The 18,252-nt window shown below is 47.5% G+C and carries 17 protein-coding genes; 8 read left to right on the top strand and 9 right to left on the bottom strand.

Features of this window, described 5'->3' with window-relative positions; all coding sequences use genetic code 11:
- Positions 1–244 precede the first annotated feature (244 nt).
- A complete protein-coding gene (locus DRI82_RS03805; RefSeq protein ID WP_114192171.1) occupies positions 245–514 on the top strand; it encodes a helix-turn-helix domain-containing protein in 270 nt (89 codons plus the stop codon).
- Positions 515–602: 88 nt separating this feature from the next.
- On the opposite strand, the gene mdh is transcribed toward DRI82_RS03805, so the two are convergent.
- Complete coding sequence (gene mdh, locus DRI82_RS03800; protein WP_114192170.1) at positions 603–1,541, bottom strand: malate dehydrogenase; 939 nt, start codon at positions 1,539–1,541, stop codon at positions 603–605.
- 489 nt (positions 1,542–2,030) lie between these two features.
- Between mdh and argR the strand changes: the two genes are divergently transcribed.
- The 3 genes from argR (at position 2,031) to DRI82_RS03785 (ending at position 3,694) form a co-directional block, all read left to right on the top strand.
- Complete coding sequence (argR, locus tag DRI82_RS03795) at positions 2,031–2,501, top strand: transcriptional regulator ArgR (RefSeq protein ID WP_114192169.1); 471 nt, start codon at positions 2,031–2,033, stop codon at positions 2,499–2,501.
- Between the two features lie 504 nt (positions 2,502–3,005).
- Positions 3,006–3,269: a peroxide/acid stress response protein YhcN gene (gene yhcN / locus DRI82_RS03790; RefSeq protein ID WP_114192168.1), complete on the top strand. Its 264-nt coding sequence runs from the start codon at positions 3,006–3,008 to the stop codon at positions 3,267–3,269.
- Between the two features lie 269 nt (positions 3,270–3,538).
- Positions 3,539–3,694: a YdgH/BhsA/McbA-like domain containing protein gene (locus DRI82_RS03785; protein WP_157968005.1), complete on the top strand. Its 156-nt coding sequence runs from the start codon at positions 3,539–3,541 to the stop codon at positions 3,692–3,694.
- A 113-nt stretch (positions 3,695–3,807) separates the two neighbouring features.
- Here DRI82_RS03785 and DRI82_RS03780 read toward each other — a convergent pair whose 3' ends face one another.
- The 6 genes from DRI82_RS03780 to DRI82_RS03755 all read right to left on the bottom strand — a co-directional run bounded on the left by DRI82_RS03780 (position 3,808) and on the right by DRI82_RS03755 (position 13,166).
- A complete protein-coding gene (locus tag DRI82_RS03780; RefSeq protein ID WP_114192166.1) occupies positions 3,808–5,460 on the bottom strand; it encodes a dihydroxyacetone kinase subunit DhaK in 1,653 nt (550 codons plus the stop codon).
- Positions 5,461–5,586: 126 nt separating this feature from the next.
- Positions 5,587–9,759 carry an amino acid adenylation domain-containing protein gene (locus DRI82_RS03775; protein ID WP_245956768.1) on the bottom strand — a complete coding sequence of 1,391 codons (4,173 nt, stop codon included), beginning with the start codon at positions 9,757–9,759 and terminating at the stop codon, positions 5,587–5,589.
- Between the two features lie 444 nt (positions 9,760–10,203).
- Positions 10,204–10,899 carry an HAD family hydrolase gene (locus tag DRI82_RS03770; protein ID WP_114192164.1) on the bottom strand — a complete coding sequence of 232 codons (696 nt, stop codon included), beginning with the start codon at positions 10,897–10,899 and terminating at the stop codon, positions 10,204–10,206.
- A 13-nt stretch (positions 10,900–10,912) separates the two neighbouring features.
- Positions 10,913–11,872: a pseudouridine-5'-phosphate glycosidase gene (locus tag DRI82_RS03765; RefSeq protein ID WP_114192163.1), complete on the bottom strand. Its 960-nt coding sequence runs from the start codon at positions 11,870–11,872 to the stop codon at positions 10,913–10,915.
- Positions 11,873–11,944: 72 nt separating this feature from the next.
- Positions 11,945–12,199 (bottom strand): tautomerase family protein, encoded by a 255-nt coding sequence (locus DRI82_RS03760; RefSeq protein WP_245956767.1) that lies wholly within the window; start codon positions 12,197–12,199, stop codon positions 11,945–11,947.
- Positions 12,200–12,287: 88 nt separating this feature from the next.
- Positions 12,288–13,166, bottom strand: a complete 879-nt coding sequence (locus tag DRI82_RS03755) for a DMT family transporter (RefSeq protein WP_114192162.1) — start codon at positions 13,164–13,166, stop codon at positions 12,288–12,290.
- Positions 13,167–13,678: 512 nt separating this feature from the next.
- Here DRI82_RS03755 and DRI82_RS03750 point away from each other — a divergent pair.
- A complete protein-coding gene (locus tag DRI82_RS03750) occupies positions 13,679–14,179 on the top strand; it encodes a MarR family winged helix-turn-helix transcriptional regulator (protein ID WP_114192161.1) in 501 nt (166 codons plus the stop codon).
- 192 nt (positions 14,180–14,371) lie between these two features.
- Here DRI82_RS03750 and DRI82_RS24660 read toward each other — a convergent pair whose 3' ends face one another.
- On the bottom strand, positions 14,372–14,581 hold the full coding sequence (locus tag DRI82_RS24660; protein WP_411705614.1) for a helix-turn-helix domain-containing protein: 210 nt from the start codon (positions 14,579–14,581) through the stop codon (positions 14,372–14,374).
- Between the two features lie 648 nt (positions 14,582–15,229).
- On the opposite strand from DRI82_RS24660, the gene DRI82_RS03740 reads away from it, so the two are divergent.
- The 3 genes from DRI82_RS03740 to DRI82_RS03730 all read left to right on the top strand — a co-directional run bounded on the left by DRI82_RS03740 (position 15,230) and on the right by DRI82_RS03730 (position 17,506).
- Positions 15,230–16,222, top strand: coding sequence for an MBL fold metallo-hydrolase (locus DRI82_RS03740; RefSeq protein ID WP_114192159.1), 993 nt, complete (start codon positions 15,230–15,232; stop codon positions 16,220–16,222).
- A 102-nt stretch (positions 16,223–16,324) separates the two neighbouring features.
- Positions 16,325–16,696 carry a VOC family protein gene (locus DRI82_RS03735; protein WP_114192158.1) on the top strand — a complete coding sequence of 124 codons (372 nt, stop codon included), beginning with the start codon at positions 16,325–16,327 and terminating at the stop codon, positions 16,694–16,696.
- A 192-nt stretch (positions 16,697–16,888) separates the two neighbouring features.
- Positions 16,889–17,506, top strand: coding sequence for a DUF2239 family protein (locus DRI82_RS03730; RefSeq protein ID WP_211317628.1), 618 nt, complete (start codon positions 16,889–16,891; stop codon positions 17,504–17,506).
- Positions 17,507–17,582: 76 nt separating this feature from the next.
- Here DRI82_RS03730 and DRI82_RS03725 read toward each other — a convergent pair whose 3' ends face one another.
- Positions 17,583–18,173 carry an ATP-dependent Clp protease proteolytic subunit gene (locus DRI82_RS03725; RefSeq protein ID WP_114192156.1) on the bottom strand — a complete coding sequence of 197 codons (591 nt, stop codon included), beginning with the start codon at positions 18,171–18,173 and terminating at the stop codon, positions 17,583–17,585.
- Between the last annotated feature and the right edge of the window lie 79 nt (positions 18,174–18,252).

The raw sequence follows: 18,252 nt of genomic DNA, 5'->3' as shown, positions 1-18,252 counted from the left end.
TCATATGTTAACAACACGAATTAAACTCAGAATTAATCACTGCTTTATATTGTTATATCCATCAAAATTACACGCCACTCAACGCCAAAGCACAAAATCATTAAAATTATAGAAATAAATTTGAAAATTTTTAGGAAATTTGATGCTATATATTTTCTTTAAAATGATCTCACTTGGCATGATCATGGAACGCACCAGTGAATCGACTGGCAGGCGGGTCGAAGTATATAAAAGGAGTAGGGGTATGCTTACGAAGAAACAGGATTGGCATCCTGCAGATATTATTGCTGCACTACGAAAAAAAGGAACCACCCTGGCGGCGGTCTCACGAGCCGCAGGATTAAGCTCATCAACGCTGGCCAATGCATTATCTCGTCCCTGGCCCCGGGGAGAGTGGCTCATTGCAGATGCGCTTAAACTTCACCCATCAGAACTCTGGCCAAGCCGGTATTACGATGCTGAAACACAAGAATTGAAAGATCGAAAAGGCCTGATCCGTCGAACAAAAGACTGACACAGGTACCATAAAAAACCGCCGGACATGTTGTCGGCGGTTTTGTTATTACGGGTAATTTTACTGCGCGCTTTCAGCAACGAAAGGATCAGTTGTTGACGAATTTCTCGCCCAGATCGATATCTTTGTGCAGTACATCAAGCATGCCATCAAGCGCCTGCTGCTCATAAGCACTGAGCTTACCGATATCACGACGTTCTTCTACGCCGTTCTTACCGAGCAACAGTGGCTGAGCGAAGAAACGGGCATACTTGCCATCACCTTCTACATAGGCACATTCAACGACATTGCTTTCGCCCTGCAGTGCACGTACCAGTGACAAGCCAAAGCGTGCCGCCGCCTGTCCCATAGAAAGGGTCGCCGATCCGCCGCCAGCTTTGGCCTCAACAACTTCGGTGCCTGCATTCTGGATACGCTTGGTCAGGTCAGCAACTTCACTGTCGGTAAAGCTGATACCTGGAACCTGAGACAACAGAGGCAGAATAGTGACGCCAGAATGTCCACCAATCACCGGAACTTCGATATCCTGCGGTTGTTTGCCTTTCAGTTCAGCAACGAAGGTATTTGAACGAATGGTATCCAGCGTTGTAACGCCAAACAGTTTGTTTTTGTCGTAAACACCGGCTTTTTTTAACACTTCTGCGGCAATCGCCACCGTGGTGTTAACCGGATTGGTGATGATACCGATCAGGGCATTCGGTGCGGTAGTGGCGATTTGCTGCACCAGATTACGCACAATACCCGCGTTGACATTGAACAAATCAGAACGATCCATTCCTGGTTTACGGGCGACGCCCGCAGAAATCAGCACAACGTCGGCGCCAACCAAAGCAGGCTTGGCATCTTCACCACTGAAACCTTTGATTTTTACTGCCGTAGGGATATGGCTTAAATCAACTGCGACCCCTGGGGTAACTGGGGCAATATCATACAGAGAGAGTTCTGAACCTGAAGGCAACTGGGTCTTAAGCAGAAGGGCAAGAGCCTGACCGATACCACCAGCCGCACCGAGGACTGCAACTTTCATCCTATTCTCCTTTTTATATTAAACGTATAAAGTGCCGTGAATTCATCCGGTTAGAGACCTTAGATTATTACGCTTTTAAAAACAATCCGTTAACAGTGAGATTGAGATACCACGCATTAATTAAGGCTGCTTGTCGCGTTAATTTTAGATTAATTCGCTTACGCATTAGGGGTATAGCGCACAGTAATCAAAAAAAGTGCGACATGATCCATGACAGGTTAACCGGCGGTTACATTACACCCGTTCGTAACATCAGAACAACATCATTTTAATAACAATTTATTTACGCAAAACCAGAGTGTCAATCTGCCAGGATTGGCATATTCATTGCACTGAATTGGCATAGTCATTGCAATTGAGATTTGCTAAACTACTCACTCACTCCTTGTACAAGTAGTGATGACCTAAACTCCCCGCCTCAATATATTGCATAAAAATTCAATTATATGCATAATCAACACATCGACACACTCAATTCCACGGTGCAAAATGCGTAACCCCGCGAAACAAGAAGATCTGATCAAAGCGTTCAAAGCGTTATTGAAAGAAGAAAAATTCAGTTCTCAAGGTGAAATAGTTTTAGCGCTGCAAGAAGACGGGTTCGAAAATATTAACCAGTCTAAGGTCTCACGCATGCTGACCAAGTTTGGTGCCGTGAGAACCCGCAATGCCAAGATGGAGATGGTTTACTGCCTGCCCGCAGAACTTGGTGTGCCAACCACCACCAGCCCCTTGAAGAATCTGGTGCTCGATGTTGACTACAATGAAGCAGTTGTAGTTATCAGGACCAGCCCCGGCGCTGCGCAGTTGATCGCCCGCCTGTTGGACTCACTCGGTAAATCGGAAGGGATCCTGGGAACCATTGCCGGGGACGACACAATATTTACTACCCCAGCCAACGGTTTTTCTGTCAAACAGCTTTATGAAGCCATTCTAGGATTGTTCGAACAAGAGCTTTGATTCTTCACGACAGCAGAAAAAAGAGAGACGGGTACTTTTGCTTTCCTTCTGACGTTTCTTTTTTTTCTGTTTAATCTTCCCCGATTATCTTCTCCATTTTCTTAAAACCTATCCCAGCCGGACATCTTTATCTGTTTCTTACTCTTATTCCATCAAATGCCGTTGCTTAGTAGGTCAGACAACCTCCCATTTCCTCGGATTTTTCTCACATAAAACCGGATAATCCTCTGAGTCCTACCTATTTCTAGTGATAGCGTCTATGACTGACCGCACTTTTAGTTAAAGTCACTTAGTCATTTGAAATAACACACAATTAGTAGGCAATGCTTAAGTTTTGAGCTTTTTTTATTCCATTTTGATATAAAAACAGTACCTAGCACCCTTAAAGTCACGAAAAAAACTATTAGCAAACTATTAATATTTCTAGATACTAGATGTATACTCATTTTCGTGATGAATATCACAGTTTGTAAAAACACATAATAAAACGAATCGAGGTTATCAATGAACATGAAAACTACCATCGCAACACTGAGCGTTCTGTCTGTTCTTTCATTTGGTGCTTCAGCAGCAAATTTGGTGAATAACGATCAAGCAGCAGACATGCAATCTCAAGGTACTATCAGCGTTAGCGGCATTGCCGGTGCACCTTCCGATATCCGCCAGGCACTGTCAGACAAGGCAGACAGCAAGGGCGCATCCGCTTACCGTGTCATCGAAGCCTATGAAAATGGTAACTGGCACGCAACGGCTGAAATTTATAAATAAGCACCACATGGGTATGCCTATACCAGGGAAGCCCAATAGCGTTAAAACGCTAATACTCAGCAATCTGCCATAACGTATAACGTCAAATATCCAGATTGTTGAGTCATTTACCTGCGCAGGAAAAGATCGTGAAAAGCTGAGTTTCAATCGTCGCTCTAGGGATACTTTCTTTAATCTCCTTCAATACATTAGCTACTGAGTCAAGTAAGGCGCTAGCACCCACTTTCGCATTCTTGTCTACCGACACACAGGCCACTGGCCGCCAGACGATGGGTACTATCAGTATCATCGGTATCAACGGTTCTCCGTCTGATGTCTCTGAGGCACTGGCATCCAGGACTGAAAAGCAAGATGCGGGTCACTTTCGTTTTATTGAAGCACATGTGAGTAATAACTGGCACGCCACTGCCGAGCTGTACCGTTAGAAAACCTCGTCGTTAATCCGACGATCCCTTTGCTCCCGATTTTCGGGGGCTTTTTTTTATCCGGTGTGCCGTAAAACCTCGGCAAGGAGGATGTCAACTCAACGAAAGGGGAATTACTGAACTTTTGCCGCCAGTTGAGCGAACACATGTTCAACCGCGGCCGCACCCGGATCTTTTATTCCCCGCAAAGTATCGCTGCTGAGATACGATGAGCGACCGGCATTGGCCTTTTGCATTTTTGCCGTAGCTTCAGCCCCTTTCTGTGCCGCAACTGCCACGCTCTTCAGATCGCCTTTTTGGGCCAGCGCGTTCAAAGCCGGTTCCAGGGCATCAATCATCGTGCGATCGCCCTCTTCTGCTCCGCCATAATGCTTCATCTGCTGTAAACCAAACAGAAGCGCCTCGGCCAAAGAGTCGCCCTCACTGCTTTTCTGTCCCGCAGCGGTGAAAAATATCGACATCAAAACACCACTGGATCCGCCCATCACGACAGCCAGCCGATCGCCTACCAGCGCGAACAGCTCGGAAAGGGAATTCAACGGTAATTTTCCTGCTTTATTCAGATCAGAAATCATCTTTGCACCAGAAGAAAAAGTCGAGCCGGTGTCACCATCGCCCACTTTGGCATCCAGTTTATCCAGCTCACTTTTGAGAGCGATCAGCGTTTGGGTAATGATTTCAACAATGCTCCCCACCTGCTTATTGGATGAAGGTTTAGCCATAACCTGCCCGCTGATTTTTTTCATCTTATGCCGTGCGACTTCCTCCAGTTTTACCAGGGGCTGCCATCCGGAGACCTCAACGTCTGCGAGTAATGCCTGTTCAATCTCCTCATTCAGCATGATTGCCGAAAGCGAAAAACCTTTCATATCCAATGCGCTGACCAAGGCCGCTGGGCCGATCAAATAGGTAATCCGGCTCTTCAGGGGCGAGTGCGACAGCTCTCGGGTCAGCAAGCTCATCTCCAGCGGGGAAACGCCGCCCAGATTATTCACCAACACCGCCAGTTTCGCGTTACCTTTGAGTTGCCTGTCCAGAGATTGCGTCATGATACCGATGATTTCTTTGCTGTTTTGCGTCTTCAGCACAGAGACACCCGGCTCACCGTGGATACCCAATCCCAGTTCAACATGACCTGATTCAATACGTGCAGGCTCATCCCCATCACCAGGCAGCGTGCACCCACCCATCGCCACACCTATGCTGGCGGTCGCGTCTATCGCGGCTTGGGCGATCGCCTTCACATCATCCAGCGATTTACCTTGTTCTGCGGCATATCCGGCAATTTTATGGATCAACACCGTGCCAGCAATACCGCGCGGCTGCTTATTATCAGGAAGCGAGATATCATCAGACACCATCACCACATCGACCTTGTAACCCATTTTTTTGGCTTTCTCTGCTGCCAAACCAAAATTCAGGCGGTCACCGGTATAATTTTTCACGATCAGCAGGCAACCCGCATCGCCGGTCACGGCAACAATCGCGTTAAGCACGGCATCTACACTCGGTGAGGCAAACACTTCGCCACACACCGCTGCCGTCAGCATACCTTTACCCACAAACCCTACGTGAGCTGGCTCGTGGCCAGAGCCGCCTCCAGAAATCAATGCGACGTTCTTTTTTTCCCAGTCGCTGCGCAAGACCACGCGAATCGCCGGATCAACATCGAGTTTTGCCAGATTGCGGAAGGGTGACGTTAAAATGACGCCTTCAATGGCGTCATTAACCAGATTTTCCCGTTCGTTCATAAAAAATTTAGACATAGTAATCAGTACCTTTTTGCTATGGGGAAAACAGTAACAGTAAGGAAAGCATAAAGCGCATCTCTAGCGTTTAAAACCAAAAGCCGCAACGAATGCGGCTTTTGGTTTGCTCAACAACGTTGGGGATCAGACCACCAGGCTCTCCGAGATCCGTTGCATGTGGATCGCATTGATCAACTGCTCAAGATCCGGGGTTTTCAGCATACTGTAGTGATCGGCATCCAATTCAACCACCGTCGGCGGAAGTGAAGAGAAACCACTGCTGTTTTCGATAAAGGAGTAATCATCGCCCTTCGCTTTGATGATGGTCACCGGCGTACTGAGTTGGCGCTGCTTCAGCTCATTGAAGGTGTAGCTGAATTCAAAAGTCTGCGCAACAATCTGCGAAATACGTTTTACCAGTTCCGCATCCAGCGTTTCATTTTTGCCGACAATGAAGTTAACAAAACTGGTTTCATCGTTCGCCACGCGTAAGCATTCATCGAGCGCCGGATCGGTGATACTGCCCATAAATACGGAGAAAAGAATGGTCAGATAGGCGTGATTATTAAAAGTGGCCACTTTATTGAGCGTAACAACTTTCGCATCCCGCACCTTGGGTGAACCTGGGGCGATGAGAAACAGGTTTTCAACTTTATTCCCCGCCTGCTCCAACTGCCACGCCGCTTCAAAGGCAACTCGCGCGCCGAAGGAGTAGCCCCAGAGCGTATAAGGCCCTTCCGGTTGTTGTTGTTTAATCAGCTTGATATCCGCCGCCGCCATCTCACTGATGGTGGCATAGGGTATTTCATTCGGATTGATCCCCTGCGCCTGAACGCCAAAGAAAGGCTGATCCATCTGCAAGCTGTTAGCCAGCAAACGCAGGTTCATGCAATAGCCGCCCAGACCGGGCCAGCAATAGACCGGCTTGCCTACTCCTTTTGTCTGTAGCGGAACCAGACGTGAAACCTGTTCAGGCCGATCACCGTTCAGTTTCGCGGCCAGTTTCTCGACCGTGGGTGATTCAAATAAAACCTGCAACGGCAACTCACATTGCAAAGACTGGTTAATCTCATTGATCAGGCTGACCGCAATCAGCGAGTTTCCCCCGGCCTCAAAGAAATTATCGTCCACTGATACCGCCGTTTGTTTCAGTTTTTTCTGCCAGATGGCGAGAATGCGGCTTTCCAGCGCATTACGTGGAGCCACGATTTCTTTGCGTTTCAACTCAACGTTAACGCTGCCCAGCGCTTTGAAATCGATTTTCCCGTTCACCGTCAATGGCATCTCGTTAAGGATAATGACTTTGTTAGGCATCATATAGTTAGGCATAAACGTGGCCAGATCATCCCGAATCATTTCGGTTGGCCCTTTCATGTGAACAGAATCTTCCTTCATCCCTTCACTGTATTTCTGTTCATCACTGATTCTGCCACCAACAAAAAAGTAGGAGGAACAGGTCTCATCGCCGAGAATCTGTTTGATATATTTGGCGGAAGGCAAGTCGTGACCGGTTTCGGAACTGTAACCCGACGACATCAAACCGATGTTCAGGTTGTTCATTTGCAAGCGCTGTAGTTTGCGCCCCAGATGAATGTAACCCTGCCAACCAGGGGTGCGGTTAACCAGACAGATACCGAAAGCGGACCGATCGTAGACAGACTGATTGATGGCAATAACCTGTTTTTTGGTAATCACTTCATCAGCCACTTTCACTAGCGTCCCGTGCTGATAGTGATACAGCCCAGCGGCCAGATCGACAATTTTTCCTGCGGTCGTCTGCACATAAATCGCCAATTCCTCATCGTCTGGCGGAGTATGTCCGGCATGGATCTCACAGGATCCCAGAAAGTAATCATCGTCCGTCAGTCCCAGCGGCAAATGCTCCTCAGCAACGGCGTTCCGTATCCCGATCCCCAGACCATAGTCTGGAGAAATCTTCTCCAGAAGCCCGATGATGTGGCCGGTTTCAATTTGCAGCACTTCCTGAATATTGTTTTTATAGATCGGTTCTATCGCGCTCTTTTTACCCACAAAGTGGAAGACCAGACGACTTGTTTCGGTGTCCTGCTTCGTCCTGATCAGCATTAACTGGTGGGTGACCGGATTGTAGTAATAATAACCGGCAGGCAAGCCGACGATGTTATCCAGTTCAATATAGATTTGCGTTGCGTAAAGCGCACCTGGTGAGGCATAGGCATATTTAGGTAACAGCCGCTGCTTACTGGAAAACTGCCCCAGGTAGCGCAGGAATTGCCCCAACTCTGTAAGTGTCAGCGTTGACAAATCGCGCGGTGCTGTCGGACTGAACTGTTCATCAAGAAGCGCCAGAATATCCGCCCGCGTTATCGCCTCACCTTCAAAGAAACGGTAAGTCTTGCGGCTGAACACATCACGCACCTGCTGGCTGTCGGGTTCTTTCCCCAGTAAATCAAGGGTCAATGGCATCGCATTGGCGTCAAATTCCCGGCATCCCTTATTTGCCAGTTGCATCAGCACCTGCGCTTTGCTCGATTTGGACTGATGATGGGTGCCATGATTCCCCTGATCCATCAGTGCCGCTTCTTTCGCATTCAGCTCGATAAAGGAGATCAAATTCTGATAGCCGGTATAAGGATCATTTTTCAGGATGACCGCCGCGTTTTTCACCCAGACATGGGTTTCAATGGCCGATTTGATTTCGTCCAGTTCAATGCGATAACCACGCAACTTCACCTGATTATCTCCCCGCCCGGCATACTGCACCGTACCGTCCTCATTCCACCACGCCATATCGCCCGTTTTATACAGGCGCTGATTTAGGGAAGGTGCAGAAAAAGGATCGGCAATGAAGCGTTCAGCGGTCAATTCCGGACGATCCAAATATCCGCGCGCCAGTCCTTCGCCGCCAATATACAGTTCACCAATCTGTCCAGGTGCCACGGGCGTGAGACAGTTATCGAGAATGTAGTAACGGGTATTGTGGATTGGCGTACCGATTGACACCGTATCAGGTCCCGTTGGCACACTGGCTGGATCAATGCGTAAAGCAGAACTGTTGATCGTGCACTCTGTGGGACCATAAAGGTTGATAATGTCGCAATGCGGTAAAGTCTTCAGGCATTCGAGCGCCAGATGCTTCTGTAAGGCCTCACCACCGCTGAAAATTTGTGTCAACGTTTGGCACTGCTGCATTCTGTCGGTGTCCAGCAGCGCCTGCAGTAATGTCGGAACACACTGCAAAATGGTCACGTTGTAGTCGATGAGCATATCAACCAGCTTACCGGGATTTTTATACACCCCCGGCTCGCCCATAATCACCGTGCAGCCACAGGCAGGAGACAGAATTTCCCACTGCGCCGCATCAAAACTCATTGGCGTTTTCTGTAAAATAACGCTGTCTGCGCCAAGGTGAAATTCACTTTCAAGCCAGTGCATCTGATTGACCACACTGTGATGCTCAATCATTACCCCTTTCGGTTTTCCGGTACTGCCTGAGGTATAAATGACATAAGCCAAATGCCCTGACCGTAAACGATCGTTTGGCACCTGATAATCGACACTGGATTGCTGCCTAATGAATGCAGCGACATCTTGCGGCGTGATGATCCGGGTATCTTCCGAAACCAGTGCCGCCAACCTGCTGCGCATCGTCTCCTGAGTAAAAATGATGCGGGTTTTACTGTCGTCCAGCATGTATTTGATTCGGTCTTCCGGATATTCCGGTGACAGCGGCAGATACGCCCCTCCGGAAAGAAGCACACCCCACGCGCCGACCATCAGCTCCAGCGACGGGTTGAGGAATATCCCGACGATGCAATCTGCGCTTACACCTGAAAATTGCAGGTAGCGCGCCAGATCGGTACTCTGCTCATACAGTTGTTGATAGCTTAATTGTTGATCGCCGAAAATCACCGCGTTGTGATCGGGTTGCAGGGCAACATGCCGCATCAGCATCTGGGGAATCGTGTTGTCAGCCTGCCCCGGACGTTGCGTTCTGTTGAAGTCTTGCGTCACACGCTGCAAATCGCTGGCACTGATTAAGGTAACGCCCCGCAATTTCTTTCCTTTATTTTCTATAAAAACTTCCATAACTTGCAGCAAAACAGCGTATAGCGTATCAATATCCGGCTCGGAAAATTTGTTTCTGTTGAACTGAAAAGTCAGGCAATAACCTTCATGGTGTGATGACACGACCGCCCTCAGCGCATGGATAACATTGCTCTCCTGAGCAGTAGCCCCATTATCAATCTGTCGACAAATTTCCAGATCAAAAATATCATTGATATTACGTTGCTGCGTTAATTTGAGCGGTGAAATAAGGCCATCATGATTATTCACCAATATTTCTTTTATTTTATTTTTGGTGAACATTGAAATGAAATCGGCAATAACAAAATCTCGGTTTAGCTTAATACTTAAAGGAACAACCCCTTCATTTCCCTGCACTAACCATTGCCAATCAATATTATTTGAATGATAACCAATGATAAGTTCTTCGTTTTGAGTCACACGCGATAAAGAAAGACTAAGCGTTGCCAAAAAATAAAGAGTGACGTCCTCATCGTTTTTAAAATGAGATAAGTCACTCCTTACTATAAACGTACGCTCTCCCACAGAGTTATTGTCCACTGCGTTCATTTCACACCTCGTCATAAAAATCCACTATTTTGATGTTGTTGCATGCGTTGAAAGGCCGATATAAATCGGCTGATCATTTTAGTGACTGACACACCTGCAAGACATAATTGTTCGCAGGTGCGTGATTATGCTCTTAAGGGCATTTTAAGGTGTATTCACAGCAGTAACAGGCGCTTTTAATAATATCGAATGAGCGGTATTCACCACCTCATCAAAACTATCAACAATCCAACCGGGTTCAGCCGTTTGCAATTTCTCACGATCATGAATACCCCAGGTAACGCCAATAGCATGTATCCCTGCCTGCTTAGCCATCAATAAGTCATGGGTGGTATCACCGACCACCACCGAGTTTGCAGGCGAATTCCCCAGACGGGACATCACGAGCAATCCCATTTCTGGGTGCGGTTTCGGCTGACTGACCATGTCCGCACCCACCACCAAATCGAAAAATGGCCAGAGGTTTGCAGCGTCCAGCAGTGCCTGCGCACTGGTGAATACTTTGCTTGTCGCCACAGCCAGGCTGTATCCCTGACCTTTCAGCGCCTTCAGGCCATCAACGACACCAGGGAACACCAGCGCCCTTGCCTGCGGCAGGACAATTTCTCTGAACGCAGCCTGGTATTGCCTGACAGCCAGACCAACCTGCACATCATCAACCGGAATCCCAAGAAGCTGACTGAACGCTTTTTCCAACGGCAAACCAATGGTGGCGCGGATTGCCTGAGCATCCGTGAAAGGGATACCCATTGAATCCAGCCCGGCGATAAAGGCTTTCACAATACCGCTGGGTGTATCAACCAGCGTGCCATCAAGGTCAAAAATAACGAGTGGTTTCATCGTCGCATTCACCTTATGCTTTGTCAGCAGACCGTTGTCTATTGAGGTAAGTGGCATGGGCTTTTGCCAGTTTACCGGCCAATTCTGCCGTACTGATCACCACAGACATATTGGCTTTGACGGTACGACCTTCGGTCGCAAGACCTACGGCTTTCATCATATAAGGCGTAGCGCCCGGACCGCGGATACCGTCTTTCTCTGCCTGTAACGCAGCTTGTTTGATGACAATTTCAACCTGCTCACGATCGATGGCGTCTTCTGCGCGGATCGGGCTGGTGATCAACACCGAACTGCTATTGCCCAGCTTCCAGTGCATCTCAATAGCTTTGGCAATCATCTCCTCATCATCCAGGCGATGTGGGCTGCGATGACCGCTGGAAATGCAATAGAAGGCTGGGAAATCATCCGATTTATGCGCAATGATCGGCACACCTTGCGTTTCGAGGTATTCGAGCGTCAGACCTAAATCGAGAATACTTTTCGCTCCGGCACAAACAACGGCAACTTTCGAACGGGTGAATTGAATCAGATCAGCAGAGATATCCATTGAAGTTTCAGCCCCACGGTGAACACCGCCAATTCCCGCCGAGGCAAAGAAGGGAATACCGGCTATTTCTGCTGCCACCAATGAAGACGCAACTGTGGTTGCCCCCATTCCCCCTTGCGCAAGAATAATAGGAATATCGCGGCTGCTAACCTTTGGAATACCGGGTGTAGAAGCAAAACGATCTATATCAGCTTCGGTCATACCGATTATAAACTTACCGTTTTCAATGCCAATGGTTGCGGGAATAGAACCACCAGCCCGGACTGCATTTTCAATTTTAATCGCGGTGGCGACGTTATCTGGATAAGGCAGGCCATGTGCAATAACCGTGGATTCAAGGGCCACAACAGGTTTGCCGGTTTTCAATGCATCCAATACTTCGTCACTGAATTTTAATAAATCATGCTGATATTGATATTGCGACATTAATGTAGCCTCTTGTAAATTTCAAATAAAAGATAGAGTGCATTACTTGGTAAGTTATTTCACAACGCGAAATTAATAACCGGGTTGCTTATGCAATAAATGTTTGCGGTTGATTATTTCTGGAATATAAACTTGCTCATTCCAGGCGTCTTTCTCAATAGGTTCCAAAGCAATGGAAATGGCACTTTCGTTACACTGAACGACCTCCATAACTGCTTTCGTTAGAGCCGCTACCAAGGCAGCATTCTGCTCCTCAGAAAGTGAGGGGAAATGTTTAAGATTAATATGTGGCACGTTCACGTCATCCTTAGAAAATACGTCGCTCATCCAATCACGTTATCGTGATAAAAACAGGTTACTGCCTCAGAGATAGCGGGTAACCAGACCCGTTGCAGTCTGGTTATCCGTTAATAAATCAGAGAGAGTTGTGTAATGGACTCTTGCTTCTGTGCATGAATCTGATTTTCTCCTGCGCACCCAATATTGCACTGAAAATCAGTACAGCACCGACCACTTGCGCCGCCGAAAGTCCCTGCGACAAGAATACAAACCCGAGCAGCAGGGCCACGATTGGGCTGATAAAACCGAGTAATGACATGGCAACAGGCGAGTTGGCCTCCACACCCGCAAACCAGGCAAAATAGGCCAAAAGCGATCCGGGTATTGCCAGATAAAAGTAGCCAGCCAAATTAATCATCGAGATGCTGTGCGGGAATGACTCAAAGATAATTTGTATCGGCAAAATAATAATCCCACCACAGAACAACTGCCATCCAGTGAAAGTAATCAGTTTCATGTCGGAGGGTCGCCCCCATTTCTTGGTCAATACCAGTCCAGACGCCATACTGGTTGTTGCCAGCAACGCTGCAATAACCCCTAGTGTATCCAATGGCTTATCTGGTAAGGAAATAAGTAGCACGACCCCAATTCCCCCCACCACAGCAGCGATCAATTGTTTACGGGTGACAGAACGGGTCAATAGGAAGAAAGAGAGCAGAATTACGATCAGCGGTTGAAATGATCCTACCAACGCAACCAACCCACCGGGTAACCGATAAGCTGCAACAAAAAGCAGGACAAAAAACAGACCGATGTTCAGCGATCCCAAAACAAATAATCGCAGTAGCCAACTTATGCTCGGTAACTTTTGTCCACTGATCAGAATCAGTCCTGCCGGTAATGCTCGAACCACTGCAGCCAATAAAGGGCGATCTGGGGGTAAAAACTCGGTCGTTACAAAATACGTCGTCCCCCATATGCAAGGTGCCAAAAAAGCAAAGTTGTTCAATTTCATTGAAGGGTAGCCTTATTTAAAATTTGTTTCTGCTATTAAGTACACTGATGACTTTATTCCCAGAATTCATGCATGGTCTCGTCTACGCCGACGGTTTACACATCACACGTCACGCAGCAATTCCCACGGCTATTCCTTTCGGCTCAGTGCGCAAATTTTCATCCCAGGGTTTTCAGAAATAGCGCTTTATTTCGGCCACATGGCGTCAGTGAGCACTGAGAAATCCTTGTCAATCAATCAGTCCATTGCAGAGACACTCACAATTTTTATTGTTTAAAAACATAGTGATAGTTTTTTAGTGCGTGTAATTGGGCGCATTGCATGGCATATATATACGATGCCGAATATTACCAAATCGAAACATACGACTAAAGATATTACATGTCAACAACATTCATTTACGAACATTGCGTACTGTAGTATTTCAAGAGTGCACATTTTTTTGTTGAAATTTTCTCAATAAATCGCTTTAATATTAGCCATTTCTGATAAGAATTAGGGTAATCAACGAGATGCCAGAAGTTTTTGGAGTATCAAAAATCGTTCAACAATGGCGCGAACAGCGGCCCGATCTGGATGTGGAACCTATGTTAGTGATTGGAAGTCTTTCCCGAGCAAGCCTGTTGATTGATCGTGAATTGGACAAGGTGTTCTCAAAGCATAATCTGAGTGCGCGTGAGTTTGACATCATGGCGACGCTGAGAAGAAGCGGTGAACCTTTTGCACTGAATCCTTCACAAATCGTCGGTGCACTGATGATCAACAACAGCACCTTGACCAGCCGTTTGGATCGCCTGGAAAAAGCAGGATGGATCCGTCGGGTGCCGATCGAGGGAGATCGCCGTTCGGTGCATATTCAACTCACGCCAGCGGGTCTTGAATTGATCAATAGAGTGGTGGAAGAACATCTGGATAACGAGAGATCGATCCTCAGTGAATTCACCGAAGATGAAAAGACCGTATTACGAAAGTTGCTGGGTCGATTTGAACTGCGCCTGAACACCGCGAAGTAAATGTCTGGGCAAGAACGCATCTTCCCTTCTGTTCCGCCTGATCGGTAGAAGGTGCGAAGGAGTCGTAGCAGATGCGCTCTTGTCCCTGTCCCCCTGACAATATGAGTGAGAGTATATTTGTCTTCTGGGACGACAAACAAAAATGATATTCCTATTAAAATTCATGGGAAAACACCCCTTCTCATTTATGGCCTAACTCGATCCCGGACTGTGTTCACATATCATTTTTGAAAACTGGATATGGTTATAGAGACCCATTTTTTTCACAATATTCCGCTTGTGACCATAGACAGTTTTAGCACTGATTTTGCAGATATCAGAGATCTCAATGGCAGAGTACTCCTTCGCCGTCAGTGACAATACTTGCCACTCCTTTTTTGACAGGCGCCCTCCAATGCGCAAAGGCTTATCACCCAGTTTTGAATGAATTTGATATTTAGAATAAATGATCAGAACATTCTTAAAGATAAGAAGTTACATCACATAGCTTAACATAAATTGACTTAAGAGCTTTCTTGTAGAATGTAAAAATGACAATTGTTGAAATTTGACGCTAATTGCTTAATCCTCTCTATTACCTTGTAATTTCATGTGCTTTTTATTTCACTTACTTTCGCTCATTTTTCACCACTAGGAATTTTCCCAATTAAATATCCAACATAATCTTAGTTGACTGATTTTTGCTAATATTTTCACTTCCGAATCAACCTGATGGACTTAACGAGAAAATTTGAACAAAAATAGTTCACCGCATGGAATCTTTCACAAAAAACAGCCAAATATATAGAATAGCAGGGAGTAATCAAACACTTGTTTTTTTAAGAAATTACTGAGGATAAAATCCAATAATTCCTTATATTTCATGCCTGAATCAAGCCAAGGCATCACCAAGAATCATGCAGTATTTTACCAGGCCAGTACTCTCCTCCCATTCCCTCCTCACTTATACCTCTGGTGAGAAACAGCGATTATTGGTATAAAATTTAAACTTTTATGCATGCATGATCGTAAACAACACTTTCTTTTCACGTCCACTTCAAAAGGACCTTTATGAGCAAACCATTTCGTCGCACCTTGTTGGCCATCACTCTGGCCAGTGCCAGCGCCCTAACCTTTTTTGCACCGCAGGTTAGCGCTGCTAGTGTGCCTGCGCAGCAACAAACGCAGGTTCCCGGCTACTACCGCATGATGTTGGGAAACATGGAGGTCACGGCGCTTTACGACGGCAGTGTAAGCCTGGGTACCGAGCTTTTCCATGGCATCAACGAACCAGATATGCAAAAACTGCTGGCGCGTATGTTTGTCGACAGTACCTCTGGCATTCAAACCGCAGTAAATGCTTTTTTGGTGAATACTGGCACACATCTGATACTGGTCGACGCTGGAACAGCGCAATGCTTTGGCCCAGGGCTGGGAGCGATTCAAAGCAATCTCCGCGCCGCAGGTTATCAGCCTGAACAGGTCGACACGGTATTGCTGACTCACTTACACCCAGATCATGCATGCGGTATCACCGATCAGGGCAAAGCGGCATACCCTAACGCGACCGTGTACGTTTCCAAAGCGGAAGGGGATTTCTGGCTGAATAAAGAGATAGCGCTCAAGGCACCGAAAGATAGCCAACCCATGTTCAAAATGTCGCAGGAGTCCGTTGCCCCCTATGAATCGCAAGGACGGCTGAAGCTTTATGCCCCCGGCGACGCATTGCTGCCCGGCGTAGAAGTGGTATCGACACCGGGCCATACACCAGGGCACACCGCCTATCTGTTCAGTTCTGAAGGTCAAAACCTGCTACTGTGGGGCGACATTGTTCACAGCCACTCTCTCCAGTTTGCGAAACCAGAAGTGTCGCTGGACTTCGATACAGACAGCAAACAGGCCATTGCCACACGCCTGAAAGTTTTTGCTGACGCAGCGCAAAAACAACTTTGGATAGGTGGTGCACATTTGCCATTCCCCGGCTTGGGGCATGTCCGTGCTGAGACCTCAGGGTATGCGTGGGTACCGGTTGAGTTCGCGCCAGTGGCCGCTAAAAAACCATAGCGACGCCAAACGCAAAAGAGTGAAGTCAAGCTAAATACGGGCGAGAAAGAGCAATCCTTACAAAAACTGATTATCAATAAAGCCAATAACATGGAGAACGCTATGGAAAGTAATATCGTCGGCTGGTTTGAGATTTATGTTCGGGATATTGCCAGAGCAAAGAAGTTCTATGAAACGGTCTTTTGCACCACGCTGGAAAAAGTAGAGAACATTGATTTCGATTATTGGATGTTTCCGTGGAAGGAAGGCCGCGAAGGCTCTGGCGGTGCGTTGGTGCAAATGGATGGTGTCTGGCCTGGTCCCGGCGGCACCTTAAATTATTTCATGTGTAACGACTGTGCTGTGGAAGAAGCGCGCGTCGCGATCCATGGTGGTGAAGTCATTCGCACCAAATTCTCTCTCGGCCCCAATGGCTTCGCTGCAATTGTGAAAGATACCGAAGGTAATGTCATCGGCCTCCATTCAATGAAATAGATCATCCTACCTGCGCATGTGCTTTGTTGCATGCGCTCTCCAACCCCCTTCTCTGCCGCCACCTCTTGCCCCGAGCCAACTCGCTCTGTGCGTTTCTGCGCCATTTTTATCCGGATAATATTGACTTAAGTATTTTTATCCGGGTATTATTGCTGTACACGTTTTGAACGAGAACTCACCATGGAAAATAGCATGGATTTTAAGACCCACACCTGCTTCAAAGGTCATAGGCACATTGCATCGGGTTCATTGCCTGAGATTGCCCTGGCCGTAAAACAGGCGCGGGAAAGTGGCACTGACGATCCTGTTGTGATCTTCGACAACAGTACCGGGCGAACCATTGACATTGACACGCGCGGAACCGACAAAGAGATGCAGGATCGATTGGCTGTCTTGTTAGGATCGGATAAATCGTCAGGATCCGAAGAGGATCTCCCTGCCGCGACCGATAAACCGCAAGGACGGGGGCGACCAAAACTTGGCGTCACACCACGGGAAGTGACACTTCTGCCCCGTCATTGGGAATGGCTGGCAACGCAACCGGGAGGCGCGTCAGTGACGTTGCGGAAATTGGTGGAAGAAGCACGTCGGGCTGGCGGCGAAAAAGAGAAAATGCGCAAAGCTCAAGAGCGGGCGTACTGTTTCATGTCGGCAATAGCTGGCGACCTGCCGGGCTATGAAGAGGCGATCCGCGCTCTGTTTGCCAACGATCGGGAGGCGTTAAACCAGTATATCACTGCGTGGCCGATCGACGTTCGCGAGCATACGATCCTCCTGGCCTTCGGCCATGAATCACCGATTGCGGACTGACGTTGTTTCCCTCTAGGTATAAATGAAAACGCCATCAATAACGGTAATTGATGGCGTTTTTACTAAAGCGTATCTATCAGTCAGACAACTCTTTGGCGGAAGAGATAAGGCGTCCAACAATACCGTAGTCCAGCGCTTCATTCGCACTGAGCCAATAATTTCGATCGGTATCTTTTTTCACTTTATCCAGCGGTTGTCCCGTCGCGTCACTGATCATCTGATTAACGCGATCCAGCATACGGATGATCTCACGCGCCTCGATTTCAATATCCGACGCCTGACCGCGAACGCCGCCGATCGGTTGATGGATCATGAATCGCGTATTCGGCAGGGCAAAACGGTTATGCTTTTCAGCCGCCAGAAAGATAGTAATCCCGGCGCTCGCTACCCAGCCGGTACCAATAATCTGCACTTCCGGTTTAATGAAGCGGATCATGTCGTGGATAGTATCGGCCGCTTCGACGTGCCCACCCTGACTGTTGATGAACAATTTGATAGGCGCATCGCTCATCTGCTGCAGGATAAGCAGTTGCGACACCACTTTCTCCGTCAGCGCCTGATCGATTTCACCAGAAATAATAATCGACCGCGCTTCCAGCAATTTACTCACCGCAAGGGAGGGAACTTCCGGCTTTTCATCGTCTTTCTTGTCTGCCTGTAACCACATCGTCATGCTCTCCGTTTCAACACTTCAGACTTCATTCCAGAAAAGAGGTTTATTTTCAGTTAGCTAATCTACTCCCAAT

Source organism: Edaphovirga cremea (assembly GCF_003332275.1).
GTDB lineage: Bacteria > Pseudomonadota > Gammaproteobacteria > Enterobacterales > Enterobacteriaceae > Edaphovirga > Edaphovirga cremea.
Note: the sequence above shows the minus strand (reverse complement) of the source record. Positions and strands in the feature narration are given on the sequence as shown.

Bases quoted from the DNA above. Each gene is read 5' to 3' on its own strand.
- DRI82_RS03740 (WP_114192159.1), top strand. From the start codon at position 15,230: ATGAGCAAACCATTTCGTCGCACCTTGTTGGCCATCACTCTGGCCAGT.
- argR (WP_114192169.1), top strand. From the start codon at position 2,031: ATGCGTAACCCCGCGAAACAAGAAGATCTGATCAAAGCGTTCAAAGCG.
- DRI82_RS03765 (WP_114192163.1), bottom strand. From the start codon at position 11,872: ATGTCGCAATATCAATATCAGCATGATTTATTAAAATTCAGTGACGAA.
- DRI82_RS03785 (WP_157968005.1), top strand. From the start codon at position 3,539: ATGGGTACTATCAGTATCATCGGTATCAACGGTTCTCCGTCTGATGTC.
- yhcN (WP_114192168.1), top strand. From the start codon at position 3,006: ATGAACATGAAAACTACCATCGCAACACTGAGCGTTCTGTCTGTTCTT.
- DRI82_RS03730 (WP_211317628.1), top strand. From the start codon at position 16,889: ATGGATTTTAAGACCCACACCTGCTTCAAAGGTCATAGGCACATTGCA.
- DRI82_RS03780 (WP_114192166.1), bottom strand. From the start codon at position 5,460: ATGTCTAAATTTTTTATGAACGAACGGGAAAATCTGGTTAATGACGCC.
- DRI82_RS03805 (WP_114192171.1), top strand. From the start codon at position 245: ATGCTTACGAAGAAACAGGATTGGCATCCTGCAGATATTATTGCTGCA.
- DRI82_RS03735 (WP_114192158.1), top strand. From the start codon at position 16,325: ATGGAAAGTAATATCGTCGGCTGGTTTGAGATTTATGTTCGGGATATT.
- DRI82_RS03770 (WP_114192164.1), bottom strand. From the start codon at position 10,899: ATGAAACCACTCGTTATTTTTGACCTTGATGGCACGCTGGTTGATACA.
- DRI82_RS03750 (WP_114192161.1), top strand. From the start codon at position 13,679: ATGCCAGAAGTTTTTGGAGTATCAAAAATCGTTCAACAATGGCGCGAA.
- mdh (WP_114192170.1), bottom strand. From the start codon at position 1,541: ATGAAAGTTGCAGTCCTCGGTGCGGCTGGTGGTATCGGTCAGGCTCTT.
- DRI82_RS03760 (WP_245956767.1), bottom strand. From the start codon at position 12,199: ATGAGCGACGTATTTTCTAAGGATGACGTGAACGTGCCACATATTAAT.
- DRI82_RS03755 (WP_114192162.1), bottom strand. From the start codon at position 13,166: ATGAAATTGAACAACTTTGCTTTTTTGGCACCTTGCATATGGGGGACG.
- DRI82_RS03725 (WP_114192156.1), bottom strand. From the start codon at position 18,173: ATGTGGTTACAGGCAGACAAGAAAGACGATGAAAAGCCGGAAGTTCCC.